The 14,627-nt window shown below is 71.2% G+C and carries 13 protein-coding genes and 1 pseudogene; 8 read left to right on the forward strand and 6 right to left on the reverse strand.

The features are described from left to right. Nucleotides 1-27 precede the first annotated feature (27 nt). A complete protein-coding gene (locus ACRX5W_RS27625; protein ID WP_436791152.1) occupies nt 28-2,289 on the reverse strand; it encodes a HelD family protein in 2,262 nt (753 codons plus the stop codon). Between the two features lie 398 nt (nt 2,290-2,687). Between ACRX5W_RS27625 and ACRX5W_RS27630 the strand changes: the two genes are divergently transcribed. Next, nucleotides 2,688-4,865, forward strand: coding sequence for an ATP-binding SpoIIE family protein phosphatase (locus ACRX5W_RS27630; protein WP_436791058.1), 2,178 nt, complete (start codon nt 2,688-2,690; stop codon nt 4,863-4,865). 105 nt (nt 4,866-4,970) lie between these two features. Continuing rightward, a pseudogene (locus ACRX5W_RS27635) lies at nt 4,971-5,324 on the forward strand (zinc-binding dehydrogenase); the annotation flags it as partial. Nucleotides 5,325-5,371: 47 nt separating this feature from the next. On the opposite strand, the gene ligD reads toward ACRX5W_RS27635, so the two are convergent. Next, the gene (ligD, locus tag ACRX5W_RS27640) at nt 5,372-6,379 is read right to left on the reverse strand and encodes a non-homologous end-joining DNA ligase (RefSeq protein ID WP_436791059.1); all 1,008 of its coding nucleotides are present in this window, start codon (nt 6,377-6,379) and stop codon (nt 5,372-5,374) included. A gap of 126 nt (nt 6,380-6,505) precedes the next feature. On the opposite strand from ligD, the gene ACRX5W_RS27645 reads away from it, so the two are divergent. Both ACRX5W_RS27645 and ACRX5W_RS27650 read left to right on the forward strand, forming a co-directional pair. Next, nucleotides 6,506-7,570 (forward strand): ATP-dependent DNA ligase, encoded by a 1,065-nt coding sequence (locus tag ACRX5W_RS27645; protein ID WP_436791060.1) that lies wholly within the window; start codon nt 6,506-6,508, stop codon nt 7,568-7,570. 85 nt (nt 7,571-7,655) lie between these two features. Then, nucleotides 7,656-8,075 carry a CBS domain-containing protein gene (locus ACRX5W_RS27650; protein WP_436791061.1) on the forward strand — a complete coding sequence of 140 codons (420 nt, stop codon included), beginning with the start codon at nt 7,656-7,658 and terminating at the stop codon, nt 8,073-8,075. 151 nt (nt 8,076-8,226) lie between these two features. Here the strand turns inward: ACRX5W_RS27650 and ACRX5W_RS27655 are convergent, their stop codons facing one another. The 3 genes from ACRX5W_RS27655 to ACRX5W_RS27665 all read right to left on the reverse strand — a co-directional run bounded on the left by ACRX5W_RS27655 (nt 8,227) and on the right by ACRX5W_RS27665 (nt 10,293). After that, the gene (locus ACRX5W_RS27655; protein WP_436791062.1) at nt 8,227-9,441 is read right to left on the reverse strand and encodes a carboxylate-amine ligase; all 1,215 of its coding nucleotides are present in this window, start codon (nt 9,439-9,441) and stop codon (nt 8,227-8,229) included. A gap of 8 nt (nt 9,442-9,449) precedes the next feature. Continuing rightward, nucleotides 9,450-9,920, reverse strand: a complete 471-nt coding sequence (locus ACRX5W_RS27660; RefSeq protein WP_436791063.1) for a DUF5709 domain-containing protein — start codon at nt 9,918-9,920, stop codon at nt 9,450-9,452. A 94-nt stretch (nt 9,921-10,014) separates the two neighbouring features. Further along, on the reverse strand, nt 10,015-10,293 hold the full coding sequence (locus tag ACRX5W_RS27665; protein WP_436791064.1) for a DUF6296 family protein: 279 nt from the start codon (nt 10,291-10,293) through the stop codon (nt 10,015-10,017). 305 nt (nt 10,294-10,598) lie between these two features. Between ACRX5W_RS27665 and ACRX5W_RS27670 the strand changes: the two genes are divergently transcribed. From ACRX5W_RS27670 to ACRX5W_RS27680, 3 genes are all read left to right on the forward strand, one after another. Next, nucleotides 10,599-11,075 (forward strand): HGxxPAAW family protein, encoded by a 477-nt coding sequence (locus ACRX5W_RS27670; protein WP_436791065.1) that lies wholly within the window; start codon nt 10,599-10,601, stop codon nt 11,073-11,075. 337 nt (nt 11,076-11,412) lie between these two features. Further along, entirely contained in the window at nt 11,413-12,552 is a 1,140-nt protein-coding gene (locus tag ACRX5W_RS27675) for a calcium:proton antiporter (RefSeq protein ID WP_436791066.1), read from the forward strand. Nucleotides 12,553-12,602: 50 nt separating this feature from the next. Next, nucleotides 12,603-12,947 carry a DUF6479 family protein gene (locus tag ACRX5W_RS27680; RefSeq protein ID WP_436791067.1) on the forward strand — a complete coding sequence of 115 codons (345 nt, stop codon included), beginning with the start codon at nt 12,603-12,605 and terminating at the stop codon, nt 12,945-12,947. A 451-nt stretch (nt 12,948-13,398) separates the two neighbouring features. On the opposite strand, the gene ACRX5W_RS27685 is transcribed toward ACRX5W_RS27680, so the two are convergent. After that, entirely contained in the window at nt 13,399-13,959 is a 561-nt protein-coding gene (locus tag ACRX5W_RS27685; RefSeq protein ID WP_436791068.1) for a type 1 glutamine amidotransferase domain-containing protein, read from the reverse strand. Nucleotides 13,960-14,390: 431 nt separating this feature from the next. Between ACRX5W_RS27685 and ACRX5W_RS27690 the strand changes: the two genes are divergently transcribed. Beyond that, nucleotides 14,391-14,564 (forward strand): hydrophobic protein, encoded by a 174-nt coding sequence (locus ACRX5W_RS27690; RefSeq protein WP_436791069.1) that lies wholly within the window; start codon nt 14,391-14,393, stop codon nt 14,562-14,564. Nucleotides 14,565-14,627 lie beyond the last annotated feature (63 nt).

A 14,627-nucleotide genomic window follows, 5' to 3' on the forward strand; every position in this document is an offset into this window, starting at 1 on the left:
GGGGCGAACCGGTTCTTGCATGACCGCCTAGACGTACGGCGGCAGTTCGTCGAGTCCGGGCGGGAGCTTCCCGCTGTGCACGACCCCGAGGCGCTGGGTGGCCCGGGTCAGTGCGACGTACAGATCGTTGGCGCCGAAGTCACCCGGCTCCACGACCACGACCGCGTCGAATTCCAACCCCTTGGCCTGCCGAGGATGCAGGAGGACGACGGGCAACGTGAGTTCGGGCGCCACGCCGTACGCCGCGTCGGGCAGTGCGGCCAACAGCGCGTCGAGCATGTCGCGCGGCGCGACAACCCCGACGCGGTCCGCCGGGTGGGCCGCTACCAGGTCGGCGACAACGGAGGACACCGCGCCGGGAACGTCCGTGGCGCGGTGCGCCCACGGCGTCACGCCCGTCGACCGCACCGACTCGGGCGGCTCGAATTCCGCGTCGACCGCCCGCCGGACGCGCGCGGCAACCGCCATGATCTCGCTCGGTGTCCGGTAGTTCACCCCGAGCCGGAAGCGCTCCCACCGGTCTCCCACGAACGGCGTGAGGATCCGCTCCCACGAGCCGCAGCCGCCCGGTTCCGAGGTCTGCGCCGGGTCGCCGACCAGCGTCATCGACTTCGTCGGACTGCGGCGCATCAGCAACCGCCAAGCCATCGGGGACAGTTCCTGCGCCTCGTCGACGACGATGTGGCCGAACGACCACGTGCGGTCGGCCGCCGCGCGCTCCGCCGCCGTGCGGTGGTCCGCCTCCTCGTGGCGTTCCGCGAGCCGTTCCGCGTCGACCAGGTCGTGGGCGCCCAGCACTTCGGACTCCTCGTCGCCCCGGCCCTCGAACTCGTGCGTGCGTGAGCCGTAGGACATGTCCAGCACGCCCTGCGCGTAGGCGATCTGGCGACGCCGCTCGGCCTCGGCCGCAGCGCGCGCCAACGAGTCGTCCTCGCCCAGGAGTTCGGCGGCCTCATCAAGCAACGGCACGTCGGAGACAGTCCATTCGCCGGTCGTCCACGTGCCGAACACCGGGTCGTGCACGACGGGGCGCCGGATCGCCCGCGCCTCGTCGTCCGGCAGGTGCACCGGATCGTCGAGGTAGTCGGCGATGAGCTGCTGCGGTGTCAGGCGCGGCCACAGGACGTCGATCGCCTTGTGCACCTCATCGCTCGACGCGACCGACATGCGCAGCTCCGCGACCTCTTCGGAGCCGAGGAAGTTCGGCCCTCCGTACGGGTCGGCGCCCAGCCGGTCGATGAGCTGTGCCGACAGGCCGTCGACGACCCGCGCCGCGAAGTGCGGCCGGGCCAGATTGTGCGGCAGCAGCGTCTCGCGGGCCCGCCGCCGGGCCGCGGTCGCGATCGCGGCGTCCAGCAGCAGTTCGCCGTCCTCGTGCGGGATGACCAGCGGCTCGTCGGGAACCGTCTGGCGGTCGGCGACGAAGCGCGCGAGGATCTCGGCCATCTCGGCGCGCCCCTTGATCTCGGCGGCCTCGGGCATGTCGGTGGCCGTCGCGGTGACGCCGGGGAACAGCTCTCCCGGCGTCGCGAACAGCACACCCGTCTCGCCGAGCGAGGGCAGGACGTCCTCGATGTACGTCAGGAACGCCGGGTTCGGCCCCACCACGAGCACGACCCGGCGCGTGAGCTGCTCGCGGTCGGCGTACAGCAGGTACGCCGCCCGGTGCAGCGCGACGACCGTCTTGCCGGTGCCCGGGCCGCCTTCGACGACGAGGACGCCGCGGTGCGGTGCGCGGATGACGCGGTCCTGCTCGGCCTGGATGGTCTGCACGATGTCGTGCATGCGCCCGGTGCGTGCGGCGTCCAGCGCGGCGAGGAGGACCCCGTCGGCGTCGGGCCCCTCGTGGCCGGTGCGCCGGGTGTCGGCGAGGTCGAGGATTTCGTCGTGCAGCGCGACCACCCGGCGGCCGGCGGTGGTGATGTGGCGCCGTCGCCGCAGGCCCATCGGGGTATAGCCGGTGGCGAGATAGAAGGGCCGCGCGACATCCGCCCGCCAGTCGATGACCAGCGGGGTGTGCTCGGCGTCGTCGCGCCGGATGCCGATGCGTCCGATGTGGTGGTCGGCGCCGTCCCGGAAGAAAAGCCGCCCGAAGCACAGCCCGGCGTCGCCGGCGTCGAAAGCGGCGAGCAGGCTCGTATGGTCCGCCACCGCGATGTCGCGCTCCACGCGGTCCTGCCGGGTGCCGGACTCCCGGCCAAGGGCGGCAGCCACCCCGGCCTCCGCTTCGGCCTGCAGCTCGCGGAGCCGGGCGTGGACGAGGTCGAGGAATTCCTGCTCGTTGCGCATTTCGGTGTTTTCGGCGCGTTCGGCGTTTGACAATTCAACTCCCGGCCGGATATCATGACCGCACATTGTTTTTCGTGGTCTCTTTTCTGTGTCCGTCATTCAAGGCACAGAAAGCTTCAATATATGCGGGAAACGGCCTCGGGCGTCAAGCGTCCGGGGCTTTTGTGGTTTCCGGGGGACTTCGCTGCCGGCTCTCGTGCCGTTCCCCCGCCGCAGCCCCGCAGCGCCGGGCCGGGGCGTGCCCGGCCCAGTGGTCGTGAGGCCGCCCCGGACTCCGCAAAACAGCAGGTCGGCGCCTTCGAGCACGTGTCTGCGCGCCTTGCGTGCCATGGCTGATCGTGCGCCGCGGCGGGAGAATGGGACCGCACCCGGTCAGCCCCGACAGCAGGCGAGGAACGATGAATTCTTCCGACAGGGCCGGCTCCGAAGAGGTGCCGTTCCTGATTTGCGGGATCGAGGCCGGCGGAATCGAGGCCGCCGCGGTGGTCCTGCACGCGCGCGGCGGCATACATCTGTGGACGCCTGCCGCGCGCCGGCTTTTCCGGGAAACCGACGGCGAGCGGATCGCCGAGAATCTGCGGCGCGCCCTCGCCGTGGGCCACCGTGACGACGGCGGCGCGCACCGGGGCAACGCCGTACTGCCCTCCGCGTCCGGCGTGCCCACCGAATTCCGCTACACGGCCCACCCGTTGTCCCGGCTCACCGGCCCCGACCAGCCCGGTCGACCGGCCGACGGGAACTGGCTGGTCGTCCTCGTCCCCAGCCGCCGGGCCGTCGCTTGGGAGGCCGCCCGCGAACGCAGCGAACGGTACGCCCGGCTCAGCCACGCGGCGGCGACCGGAATCGGCGCCACGCTCGACCTCGTGGACACCACCAACCGTCTCGCGCGGGTCCTCGTCCCCGAACTCACCGACCTCGCCGCCGTCGATCTGACCGAACCGGTACTGCACGGCGAAGAACCGCCGAAGGGCGACACCGACATCCGCATCCGCCGCGTCGCGATGGCCGCGGCCGACGCGAACGGCGGGGTCACCGGTCAGGAGGGATGGCCGGACGAGGTGGTCGGCCTCGGGCACCTTCTGCCGTGGGTTCCGGAAAGCCCCCTGCTCCACCCGGTCGTGGAAGGCGCCGCTGTGGTCGTCTCCGACATGGAGCAACTGCGCGAGGCCCTGAGCATGACGCCGCAGGAGAGCCGCGCCATCATCCCGCGCGGGGCGCACTCGCTGATCGTGATCCCGTTGTTCGCCCGCGGCCTGATCCTCGGCACCGTCACCGCCTGGCGGGTCCAGACCGAGGCCGACTTCGACGACGCCGACGCCGGCATGCTCGCGGAGATCACCTCGCGCGCCGCACTCAGCGTCGACAACGCCCGCCGCTACACCCGCGAACACCGCACCGCCGTCGCGTTGCAGCGCAGCCTGCTGCCGCGCCCGGTTCTGCGTACCCCGGCCGCCGACACCGCGGGAACCTACCTTCCCGCGGAAGGCGACGCGGGTGTCGGCGGCGACTGGTTCGATGTGATCGCCTTGTCCTCACTGCGCACCGGATTCGTCGTCGGCGACGTCGTGGGCCACGGGCTCGGCGCCACCGCGGCCATGGGACGCCTGCGCACCGCCGTGCAGACCCTCGCCGACCTCGACCTGGAACCCGTCGAACTGATCAGCCACCTCGACGACTTGGTGCTCAGCTACTGGCCCGAGCACGACCCCGGCGACCCGACATCCGAACTCGCCGCGCAGGGAGCCACGTTCCTGTACGGCGTCTACGACCCGGTCGGTCGCCGCTGCGCGATCGCGAGTGCCGGCCACCCGCCTCCCCTGGTCGCACTCCCCGGCCGCGAACCGGAGTTCGTCGACCTCAGCCCCGGCCCACCGCTCGGCGTCGGCGGCATGCCGTTCGAGTCCGTCGAGCTGGACCTGCCCGACGGGACGCTGCTGGCCTTCTTCACCGACGGTCTGATCGAGCGCCGCGACGCCGACATCAGCACCCTGCTGGGGGAGTTCCGGCGCAGCATCGACCGGAACCGAGACCGCCCCCTCATCGACATCGGCCCCGAGGTGCTGGGCACTCTCGACCCGTCCCGCGAAGACGACGTGGCCCTGCTGCTCGCGCGCACCCGCAGTGTCCCCGAAGACGCCATCGCGGATTGGGAGTTGCCCGCGGATCCCTCGGTCGTCAGTCGCGCACGCGAACTGGCCACGCGTCAGCTCTCCGCCTGGGGCCTGGACGAGCTGGTGTTCAGCACCGAACTCGTGGTCAGCGAACTGGTCACCAACGCCATCCGCTACGCGGGCGGCCCTATCGGCCTTCGGCTGATCCGCGACAACATCCTCGTCTGCGAGGTGTCCGACCCCAGCAACACCCAGCCGCGCCTGCGCCGTTCGGTCGCGACCGACGAGGGCGGGCGCGGTCTCTTCCTCGTCGCGCAACTGGCGTCGCGCTGGGGCAGCCGCTACCGGCGCACCGGCAAGACGATCTGGACCGAGCAGGGCATCGAGACCATGCACGCGCTCGGGGCGTCGGGTGGGGAGTCCGGAGAGGAAGCACTGCTCAACGCGTTCGACGTCGAGTGGTGAACCCGCCGCCGCGTCGGCCGAGGAAGGAACCGAGACCATGAGAGCCCTGCAATACCGCAGCGTGGGTGCGCCGCCGGAGCCGGTGAACGTCCCCGACCCCGAACCAGGGTGCACGAACTGACCGGCGGCCTCGGGGCGGAGGCCGTCTTCGACTTCGTCGGCGCCCCCGCGACCACCGCGATCGCGGGGGCGTGCGCGGCGGTCGAAGCCGACGTGACGATCGTCGGCCTCGGCGGCGGGACGCTGCCGGTCGGCATCGGAGCCCTGCCGTACGACGTCGCCGTGACCGCGCCCTACTGGGGCAGCCGCGGGGAACTCCTCGAAGTCCTCGATCTCGCCCGCGCCGGGGCAGTCGAGGTCCACGTCGAGACCTACACGTTGGACGAGGCACCCCTCGCGTACGAGCGCCTGCACGCGGGCCAGGTCAACGGGCGCGCGGTGATCCTCCCGAACGGCTGACCGGTCGGACGGCCGACTCGCCCGGGCCCGATCGGCCCGCCCGAAGCCTACGGTTTTCGGGCCCGGCTGGGTTGGACGCGGGCCGGTTCCCCGGGCATCTTCGGATGGTCCGGGGGATAGGGCAGATCGCCCGAGCCGCTGTCGTGGGTCTGGCGGTCGGACAGAGCCAGGGCGGAGCCGAGGTCGAAGGCGTGCCCGGACATGTCGGCGTGCACGTCGCCCAGCCGCGCGAACCGCTCGGGCATGGTGGCCAGGTCGAAGTCGTCCGGATGCGCGTCGTCGACTTCGTCCCAGGTCAGCGGGGCCGATACGGTCGCGCGCGGATTCGCGCGGACCGAGTACGCGCCGGCGATCGTCCGGTCCCGGGCCATCTGGTTGTAGTCCACGAAGACCTTGCGCCCGCGCTCTTCCTTCCACCACGCCATGGTCACGTGCTCGGGCATCCGGGACTCCAGCTCCCGGCCAAGCGCGATCACCGCGCGGCGCACCTCCACGAACGGCCACGACGGACGCAGCGGCACGTACAGGTGCAGACCCCGGCCGCCGGACGTCTTGGGCCACGCGGTCAGGCCGTGCTCGTCGAGGACGGCCCGCATCTCGTGCGCGGCGCGGACCGCGTCGGCGAAGTCGGTGCCGGGCTGGGGGTCGAGGTCGATGCGCAGCTCGTCGGGATGCTCGGTGTCGCCGCGCCGGACCGGCCACGGGTGGAACGTCAGGCAGCCCAGGTTCGCGGCCCACACCAGAGACGCGACGCTGTCGGGGCACAGCTCGTCGGCGGTGCGTCCGCTCGGGAAGCGGATACGGGCGGTCCTGATCCACTCCGGCACGTATTTCGGCACGCGCTTTTGGTAGAACGATTCGCCGCCGACGCCGTCGGGGTGGCGTTCGAGCGTCGTGGGGCGGTCGCCGAACGCGCGGAGCATTCCCGTCCCCACGGCCATGACGTAGCGGACGACGTCGCCCTTGGTGAAACCGCGTTCGGGAAAGTACACCTTGTCGACGTTGCTGACCCGTACGGAATGACCGTCGATCTCGATCTGCTCGGCACTGCTCATGCCCCAGGGTAGGCAGTCGTGTGAGTTTTCGTCCTGGTATGTCTTGTAGGTCAGCGTAGGCTGGCGTAGTGCCGCCGGCCGCCCGCCGAGCGGCAATTCGTTGGAAAACGCAGCAAACTATGGCGTATGCGCCTCCCCGTCATGCCGCCGGTCAAGCCCATGCTCGCCAAGTCGGCCGCCCGCATCCCTCCGGGCATGCACTACGAGGCCAAGTGGGACGGCTTCCGAGCGATCGTTTTCCGCGACGGCGACGAGGTCCTGATCGGCAGCCGCAACACCAAGCCGCTCGACCGCTACTTTCCCGACCTGGTCGACGCTGCCCGGCGCCTGCTTCCGCCGCGCTGCGTGCTGGACGGCGAGATCGTCATCGCGATCGGCGACCACCTCGACTTCGACCGGCTGCAGGACCGCATCCACCCCGCCGAGTCACGCGTACGGCACCTCGCCGCCACCACACCGGCGTCGTTCGTGGCGTTCGACCTGCTCGCGCTCGGCGACACGGCGTACACGGACCGGCCGTTGACCGAACGCCGCGCCGCGCTCGAACAAGCGCTCGCAGACGTGCCCGTGCCGTTCCATCTCGCGCCCGCCACAACCGATCCCGAGGTGGCCCGCGCCTGGTTCGAGACGTTCGAGGGCGCCGGGTTGGACGGCATCGTGGCGAAGGACCCGGCGGGGACGTACCTGCCCGACCAGCGGGTCATGGTCAAGGTCAAGCACGAACGCACCGCGGACTGCGTCGTGGCCGGCTACCGCGAGCACAAGTCCGGCCCGGTCGTCGGCTCGCTGCTGCTGGGGCTGCACGACACCGAGGGACGCCTGCAACACGTCGGCGTCACCTCGTCGTTCACGATGGCTCGCCGGGCGGAGCTGATCGGCGAGCTGGAGCCGTACCGCCTCGACGACCTCGCCGGGCACCCGTGGGCGCGGTGGACCGACGCCGAGGCCCACGAAAGCGACCGGCTTCCCGGGGCGGTCAGCCGGTGGACCGGGGGACGGGTGCTCGACTGGATCCCGCTGCGGCCCGAACTCGTGTGCGAGGTGGCGTACGACCACACGCAGGGCGACCGGTTCCGGCACACGACGCAATTCCGCCGGTGGCGCCCGGACAAGTCGCCGGCCGACTGTACGTATGAACAGTTGAGCGAACCCGCGCGCTACGACCTGACGGACGTCCTTGACGCGCGGTGACCCCTTGGTTCACGCCGCCGACGCCGGGTAGACGCGGGGCGACCCGGCCCCGGCACGGGCACGGCAACGACCAACGAGGAGAGCCATGACCCAGACGGTCCGAGAACTCATGACCACTGAACCGGTCACGGTCGAACTGCGAACCTCGGCGACCGAGGCGGCACGCCGGATGCGGGACCTGGGCATCGGCGACGTCCTGGTCACCGACGACGGCGAACTGCGCGGCGTGCTCACCGACCGGGACCTCGTGGTCCGCGGCCTCGCCGAGGGCAAGGACCCGGACAAGACGACCGTGCACGCCCTGTGCAGCGACGAGGTCGTCACCGTGGCCCCCGACGACGCGGTCGACCACGCGATCTACCTGATGAGCACGAAGGCCCTGCGCAGGCTGCCGGTCGTCGAGGAAGGACGCCCTATCGGCGTCGTCTCGCTGGGAGACCTCGCCATGGAGCGCGACCCGACGTCGGCCCTCGCCGACATCAGCGCGGCAGAGCCCAACCAGTAGACACAGGCCGGACCGACACACCGGTCGGCGCCGCGCGAGGGCGGGCGGGATGTACGGGTCGGCGCGGAGGGGACAGGCCGGGCGCTGGTCGGCGCGGCAGAGGCAGGCCTTCATGTGACTCCCGGGCGGCGCCCGCACGCCTTGCGCGGCATCACGGCCGTCGCGCCGAGGAGACGCGTGCGGGGCCCGCGTCGAGGGGGTTCCGGGCCTGCCACGTCGTCTCCCTGGGGAGCCAGCCGTCCGAATCGGACGGATCCGGGCGCAGCAGGACCAGTTCGGCGGCTGCGCGCATGCCGCGCGACACCGCCGCGGCCCGCTGGCGTTCCGCGCCTGTGCCGGAGGCGAGGACCTTGCCCACCAGGCGGCGGACTTCGACGCGGTCGCCGAGTTCGTCCAGGGCGTCGTCCGTGTGGTCGAGTATTTCCTGGAGCAACTGTCGTGCCGGAACCCGGCGTTCGCGGACGGGATGCACGCCCGGACCGCCCAGTCCGTAGCGGGCCGCGGACCACAGAGCCGCCTCGCAGACCGGCGGATCGAGCTTCGGCGCCTCGCGTCCCGCGGTGAGGTCGGCGCGGGCCCGGACCACCAGCGCCCTTGTCAGGCCTGCCTGCAGCACCGTTTCGTCGACGGTCGCCAGCGCGTCGGCCGCCCGTACCTCGACCGTCGGGGCGTGCTCGGACGGTCGCGCGCACCAGAAGGTCATGCGCGCGTCGGCGGTCGTACCGAACTCCGCCTGGCGTTCGAGGGCACGGTCGTACGCCGCGACGTCGGCACACCACGGGGGCACGCCGAACCCCGGGAACCGGCCCTGTGTCACCGCCCGCCAGCTCGCGTAACCCGTGTCCCGGCCGCGCGCGAAAGGGGAGTTGCCGGACAGCGCCAGCAACGTCGGGAGCCAGGGCCGCAGATGGTTCACCACCGCGACCGCGGTCTCGCGGTCCGGTACCCCGACGTGGACATGGCAGCCGCACGCGGCGTAGTCGGGGATCACGCCCGCGTACAACTCGCCGATCTGCCGGTAACGTTCGCCTGCCGCCAGGGCGAGCGGCGCGTCGTCGGGGGTGACGAATGCGAACCCCGCCGACGTCACCGCGAGCCCGCGCGCCGCGGCGGCGATCGCCAAGGAGCTTCTGGCCTGGGCGAGTTGCACCCGGACCTCGGCGAGGCTCCCGCAGACCGGGGTCGCGGCCTCGACCTGGGCGGCCAGCAACTCCGGCTTCAGTTCGGCGGCTACGGCACTCGGCGGGATCGCGGCGATGATGTCGGCGACCGCAGGAACCGGGGCCCACGTGGCCGGGTGCACGGTGAGGAATTCCTCTTCGACGCCGAGGGTCGCGCCGAACGCCGGCGCGTGGGCACCGCTCATGCGTCCGATCACCCTTCGTCGTCGATCGTGTGCACGGCTGCTTCCTCCGCGGACGCCGCACCGCCGTCGATTCCCACGTCGCGCCCAAGAGTTCGGTCGCCATGCGTGGCGGGATCGTCGTCCTCGGTGAGTCGCCCGGTGCGGGCACCCCCGACCTCGTCGTCCAACGGCTCGCCTTCGCCGTCGGCGAGGTCGCCGATTCCGTCGCCCGAATCCGGCTGGGTGTCGGGTTGTTCGCGGGCGAGGCGCCGGTCCAGGTTCTCCCCGGCGTTCTGTTCGCCCTGGGTCGTGCCGTAGTCCTCGACCGCGAGCGGGCGTTCCGGCGGGGAGTAGCCCTCGTCCAGCGTGGTGTCCAGGTCCCTTTCGTCGAGGGCGTTCTGCATGTCGAGAGCGTCGTCGGGCGGGTTGCCGACATCGGATTCGGTCGGCTGGTAGACGTCGTCTCCCCGTGCTGCGTCGCCCTGTGCCTCGTCCGCCATCGCTCCGTCCTTTCGTACGGTTGGCCCCGAGGTTCCGCATCTACCCGCGAACGACGCACATAACGGTGCCCGTGACCGTGCCGGGCGACGGCGCTCACAGTGCCGCCAACGGGCCCATGTGGGACGGCTGGCGCGAGGCGCACGGCGGCAAGGGCAGGGCGTGCAGGCAGCGCTGCCCGTGGCTGTCGGTGCCGACGAGCGGTTGGGCGACGCCGCCGACGATCTGAACACGGAACAGGCCCGTGTCGTCGACGTAGACCGGGAAACGGCCGGGTCCGCGTGCTTCCGTGCGGTGGACGATGACCACGGTGGCGGGAGTGTGCGGGCCATGACAGCCCGGAAGAGTGATGGCATAGCGCGCGGGCTCGGTCATGGCGCCAGCCTCCTGGGGGTCCCCCCGGCCGGACGTTCTCCTTTCCATTGTGGACCCTGCCGGCCGCGTATCACAGGCCTGCGGACCGGGTAGCCGCGAAGCCGCGAGATCCGAGGACGGTCAGGCACGAGCAAGTTCGGCGTGAGCGCGTGACCCGGTGGCACTGAGGCCCGGCGGGCAACGCGCATCCCGTCCGCAACTTCCGGGCGGCCGGCCCGGGTCGGATTCGGCGCCACGCACATTCGGCGACGTCGGCCGTCGAACCAGTACTCGAAGCAGCGGTTGCACCAAGCAGGAGGGCCAACATGCGTCGACACACGAACCCCCGCACGAACACGGGCGGAAACGCAGCGGACACGGGTGATGCGCGAAGCACGCGCAGCGACTCCGCACCCGCCCGGCGCGGAACCGCCGGTGTTCCGGACGACCAGGTCGGCATACGGGGGGTGCACGGCAACCACGGTTCCTCGCCTGCGGCCTGGACCGGCGTCATCCTCATCCTCGTCGGTCTGTGCGTCGGCGGCGCGGGCATGATCGCGGACCAGCCCTGGCTGTTCTGGACGGGCATCGGCATCGCGCTGCTCGGTGCGGTGGGCGGCAAGTTGCTCTCCGTGATGGGCTTCGGGATCGCCCCGGGCTATCACCAGGAAGGCGACACCGAACTCCGTGACCAGGTGTTCGGCGAAGGGGGCCGCGAAGAGACCCCGCGGATCCCCGGAGACCCCCACGAATGGCACGGCGAGGTCCCGGAGCGGAAGCGGAGCGGTGGCGGGCGAACCTGAGGGGCAGAGTGCGTCCGGTCGCCGGCACGAGTGAATCTACAGGTTAACCCTCAGTAGGGCAGGCGCAAAGATTTGGTAAAGTCGTTGGACAGTTGCCAATTGCGCGATGCGGCCGGCTCATGCCTGCTCGCGCCGGGGTACGCGCCGGCGCGACGTTCGGACCACCGAAGGCAGGTTGTGCCGGCCGCTTCTGCCGTGCCCGTTGCCCGTGCCCGTCGCCCGTGACCGCCTGGCCACCTGTAGCCGTGGTGTCGGCCTCCATCCAGGCCTCGCCGCGGAGCCTCGGGGCGGGATGACCCGGGCGTGCATGCCGCGCCGTCATGGAATTGAGAGCTGCATGACCACTGCCGTCCGCCGAGCCCTCACCGACTGGACCTTCCTCGCCCCCGTGCTCGCCGCCGTCGTTCTCGGCCTGACGTGGGGACGAGATCTCCCTTACGGCGCGGCAGGGGCGGTCGGCGTCTTCCTCGTCGCGGCCGTGCTGGCAGCGGTCCACCACGCAGAGGTCGTCGCGGAGCGCGTAGGGGAGCCGTTCGGTGCCCTGATCCTGGCCGTTGCGGTCACGGTGATCGAAGTCGGGCTCATCGTGACCCTGATGGTCACCGGGGATGAGGACAAGACGGCGACCCTGGCCCGCGACACGGTGTTCGCGGCGGTCATGATCACCCTCAACGGCATCGTCGGGCTGTCGCTGCTGACCGCCGCGCTCCGACGCCGCGTCGCGACGTTCAACGCCGAGGGCACGGGCGGTGCCCTGGCGACCGTGGCGACGCTCGCCACGCTCAGCCTGGTGTTCCCCACATTCACGACCAGCGAGCCGGGGCCGCAGTTCTCCGGCAGCCAGCTCGCGTTCGCCGCCGTCGCGTCGCTCGCGCTGTACGGGCTGTTCGTGCTTGTGCAGACCGTGCGCCACCGGGACGACTTCCTGCCGATCGATACAGACAACAACGTCGTCGACACCGACACCGACACCGACACCGACACCGACACCGACACCGACGGCCACGGCGAGACACCCAGCAATCGACAGGCATGGCGGGCCCTCGCGCTGCTGCTGGTCGCCCTGATCGGTGTGGTGGGACTCGCCAAGGTCGACTCACCCGCGATCGAGGACGGCGTCGCCGCCGCCGGGTTCCCGCACTCCGCGGTCGGCGTCGTCATCGCGCTGCTGGTCCTGCTGCCGGAGACTCTTGCGGCCGTACGGTCGTCGCGGCGCGGCCAGGTGCAGATCAGCCTCAATCTGGGCTACGGCTCCGCGATGGCCAGCATCGGCCTGACCATCCCCGTCATCGCCCTCGCGTCCATCTGGCTCGACGGCCCGCTCGTCCTCGGGCTCGAACCGACCCAGATGGTGCTTCTCGCACTGTCGGTCGTGGTGGGCGTCCTCACTGTCATCCCCGGTCGCGCGACGCTGCTTCAGGCCGGCGTCCACCTGGCGTTGCTGTCGGCCTTCATCTTCCTGGCACTGAATCCCTGAGTCGATCACCTGGTGTGCGTCAAGCGGAAGCGACAGGGTAGCCGCCGGATATGGAGACTCAACTGCTCGCGGCAAATGACATGGGCGCGAAAATCGCCGCCATCTTCCTGGTCGCGGCGATCATCGCGGGCCTGCTCATCTGGCCCGTCGTACGCGGTGTCCGGCTGCGCCGACCGCCCCCGCCCCGCAGCCCGCGGACCGAGGCGTGGACGGCGCACGACTCCACGGTCTCGGCCCGCCGGGAACCCAACGAGATGCCTCGCGACGGAGTACGCCGCCTCCCGCACGAGCTCGCGGGTTTCGGAACCCTCGGCTCGCGCCCACGCGAGGAGAAGAGACCGGAGGACGAGGACGAACAACGCCGCGACCAACCCCGCGACGAGGGGCAGCGATGACGGCACGGCCGCTGCCGGCAAGCCGAGATGCGCGGGTACGCGCTGTACGCGTTCTGTACGCGTGATGCGCTGACGGCGTGGGTGGGGCGCCTTACGTCCGTCACGCGGCACCGGCTGACAACCGGGGTGGGGGGGGGGGGGGGGGGGCCCCCCCCCCCCCCCCCCCCCCCCCCCCCCCCCCCCCCCCCCCCCCCCCCCCCCCCCCCCCCCCCCCCCCCCCCCCCCCCCCCCCGGTTTCCGTTAGGCACAGCACCGTGGTGTGGGCACCCGCGATCGACGAAGCGACGCCGACAGGCCGACACGACGATTGACGCGGTGAGGAGCGGCGACTGACGCGGGGCTTGTCGCCCCGCTGCTCATCAGCGCCTTGATGCCGCCCCGGCGCCGGTCTCGGCCGGGCACCGGGAAACCGGCCCCTGACCGGTGCCCCGCCTCGGAGGGTGTTGAGGGGTCAGGCGGCGGTGGCGAAGTGCCGTACGAGGGCTGTGTCGAAGGCCGGCAGGTCGTCCGGCTTGCGGCTGCTGATGAGGGTGTTCGGGCCGTCCGAGTCGACGACGACTTCCTCGTCGCGCCAGTCCGCGCCGGCGTTGCGGATGTCGGTGGCCAGGCTCGGCCACGAGGTGATGCGCCGGCCGGACAGGACACCGGCCTCGACGAGCGTCCACGGGCCGTGGCAGATGACCGCGACCGGTTTGCCCCGGTCGAAGAACGACTTGGCGAAGGACACCGCTTGCGAGTTGGTCCGCAGGAAGTCCGGATTCGCCACGCCGCCGGGAAGTACGAGTGCGTCGAAATCGTCGGCGGTGACCTCGTCGACGACGGCGTCCACGGGGAACGAGTCGCCGCGATCCAGGTGCTTGAACGCCTGGGCCTTCCCGCGCGTCGTGGAGACCAGCACCGGGCTGCCGCCGGCGTTCTCGACCGCTTGCCACGGCGACGTGAATTCGACCTGCTCGAATCCCTCGGGAGCGACAAGGAACGCGACCTTGAGTCCTTCGAGTTCGGCCGTCATGGGATCATCCCTTCCATGCGCGGCCCGCGATGCGTGTCGCTTCGCGGGTGGGGTCTGCCACGCGTGCGGCTGCCCGACGTCATAGGCGACAAACACCCGTACGACGGCTGCCGGAAGGGGACGGCGGGGGACTGTGACTACGGGGAATGCGTGTCGGTTGGCGCAGTGTGCTGATCGACGGGTGTCGAAACGGGGGCGCTTGCACGGTGGAGCATCCGGTGCAGAGAGCGCCGCGCGTATGACCGCTGGGTGGGTGGAGCGAGCGGTTCGCCTACAGGACGCGTGATCGGGCTGCGAGGGCCGCCGCGGCCGTAATCCGCACGATGAGAGGCGCAGCGCGGGTGGGCGGCCGGAGGGGCGAAGTTTCACGTGAGGATCGGCCGGCAGAAATTCAAAGGAATTCGAACGGGGTTCCCGGGCATTCGATGAACATGATTCCTCTGATACTCGTCCTCCTTCTCGCTCTTGTCCTCTTCGGCGCCGGATTCGCTCTCAAGGTGCTCTGGTGGCTCGCGGTCATCGTGTTGGCGGTGTGGCTGTTGGGATTCGTTTTCCGCAGTGCCGGCACCGGCGGCCGATCGCGCGGCCGGTGGTATCGCTGGTAACAGCAGCAGAGCGCACGTAAAGAACCCGATCACAAGAACGGCCGGGGGGGGGGGGGGGGGGGG

Origin of the sequence: Yinghuangia sp. YIM S10712 (assembly GCF_051388935.1) — a bacterium.
Classification (GTDB): domain Bacteria; phylum Actinomycetota; class Actinomycetes; order Streptomycetales; family Streptomycetaceae; genus Yinghuangia.

What these genes read in the sequence shown, in the direction of transcription:
- ACRX5W_RS27655 (WP_436791062.1), bottom strand. Translation starts at nt 9,441, where the DNA reads ATGAGCGGTGCCCACGCGCCGGCGTTCGGCGCGACCCTCGGCGTCGAA.
- ACRX5W_RS27690 (WP_436791069.1), top strand. Translation starts at nt 14,391, where the DNA reads ATGATTCCTCTGATACTCGTCCTCCTTCTCGCTCTTGTCCTCTTCGGC.
- ligD (WP_436791059.1), bottom strand. Translation starts at nt 6,379, where the DNA reads ATGAGCAGTGCCGAGCAGATCGAGATCGACGGTCATTCCGTACGGGTC.
- ACRX5W_RS27675 (WP_436791066.1), top strand. Translation starts at nt 11,413, where the DNA reads ATGACCACTGCCGTCCGCCGAGCCCTCACCGACTGGACCTTCCTCGCC.
- ACRX5W_RS27650 (WP_436791061.1), top strand. Translation starts at nt 7,656, where the DNA reads ATGACCCAGACGGTCCGAGAACTCATGACCACTGAACCGGTCACGGTC.
- ACRX5W_RS27665 (WP_436791064.1), bottom strand. Translation starts at nt 10,293, where the DNA reads ATGACCGAGCCCGCGCGCTATGCCATCACTCTTCCGGGCTGTCATGGC.
- ACRX5W_RS27630 (WP_436791058.1), top strand. Translation starts at nt 2,688, where the DNA reads ATGAATTCTTCCGACAGGGCCGGCTCCGAAGAGGTGCCGTTCCTGATT.
- ACRX5W_RS27625 (WP_436791152.1), bottom strand. Translation starts at nt 2,289, where the DNA reads ATGCGCAACGAGCAGGAATTCCTCGACCTCGTCCACGCCCGGCTCCGC.
- ACRX5W_RS27645 (WP_436791060.1), top strand. Translation starts at nt 6,506, where the DNA reads ATGCGCCTCCCCGTCATGCCGCCGGTCAAGCCCATGCTCGCCAAGTCG.
- ACRX5W_RS27670 (WP_436791065.1), top strand. Translation starts at nt 10,599, where the DNA reads ATGCGTCGACACACGAACCCCCGCACGAACACGGGCGGAAACGCAGCG.
- ACRX5W_RS27685 (WP_436791068.1), bottom strand. Translation starts at nt 13,959, where the DNA reads ATGACGGCCGAACTCGAAGGACTCAAGGTCGCGTTCCTTGTCGCTCCC.
- ACRX5W_RS27680 (WP_436791067.1), top strand. Translation starts at nt 12,603, where the DNA reads ATGGAGACTCAACTGCTCGCGGCAAATGACATGGGCGCGAAAATCGCC.
- ACRX5W_RS27660 (WP_436791063.1), bottom strand. Translation starts at nt 9,920, where the DNA reads ATGGCGGACGAGGCACAGGGCGACGCAGCACGGGGAGACGACGTCTAC.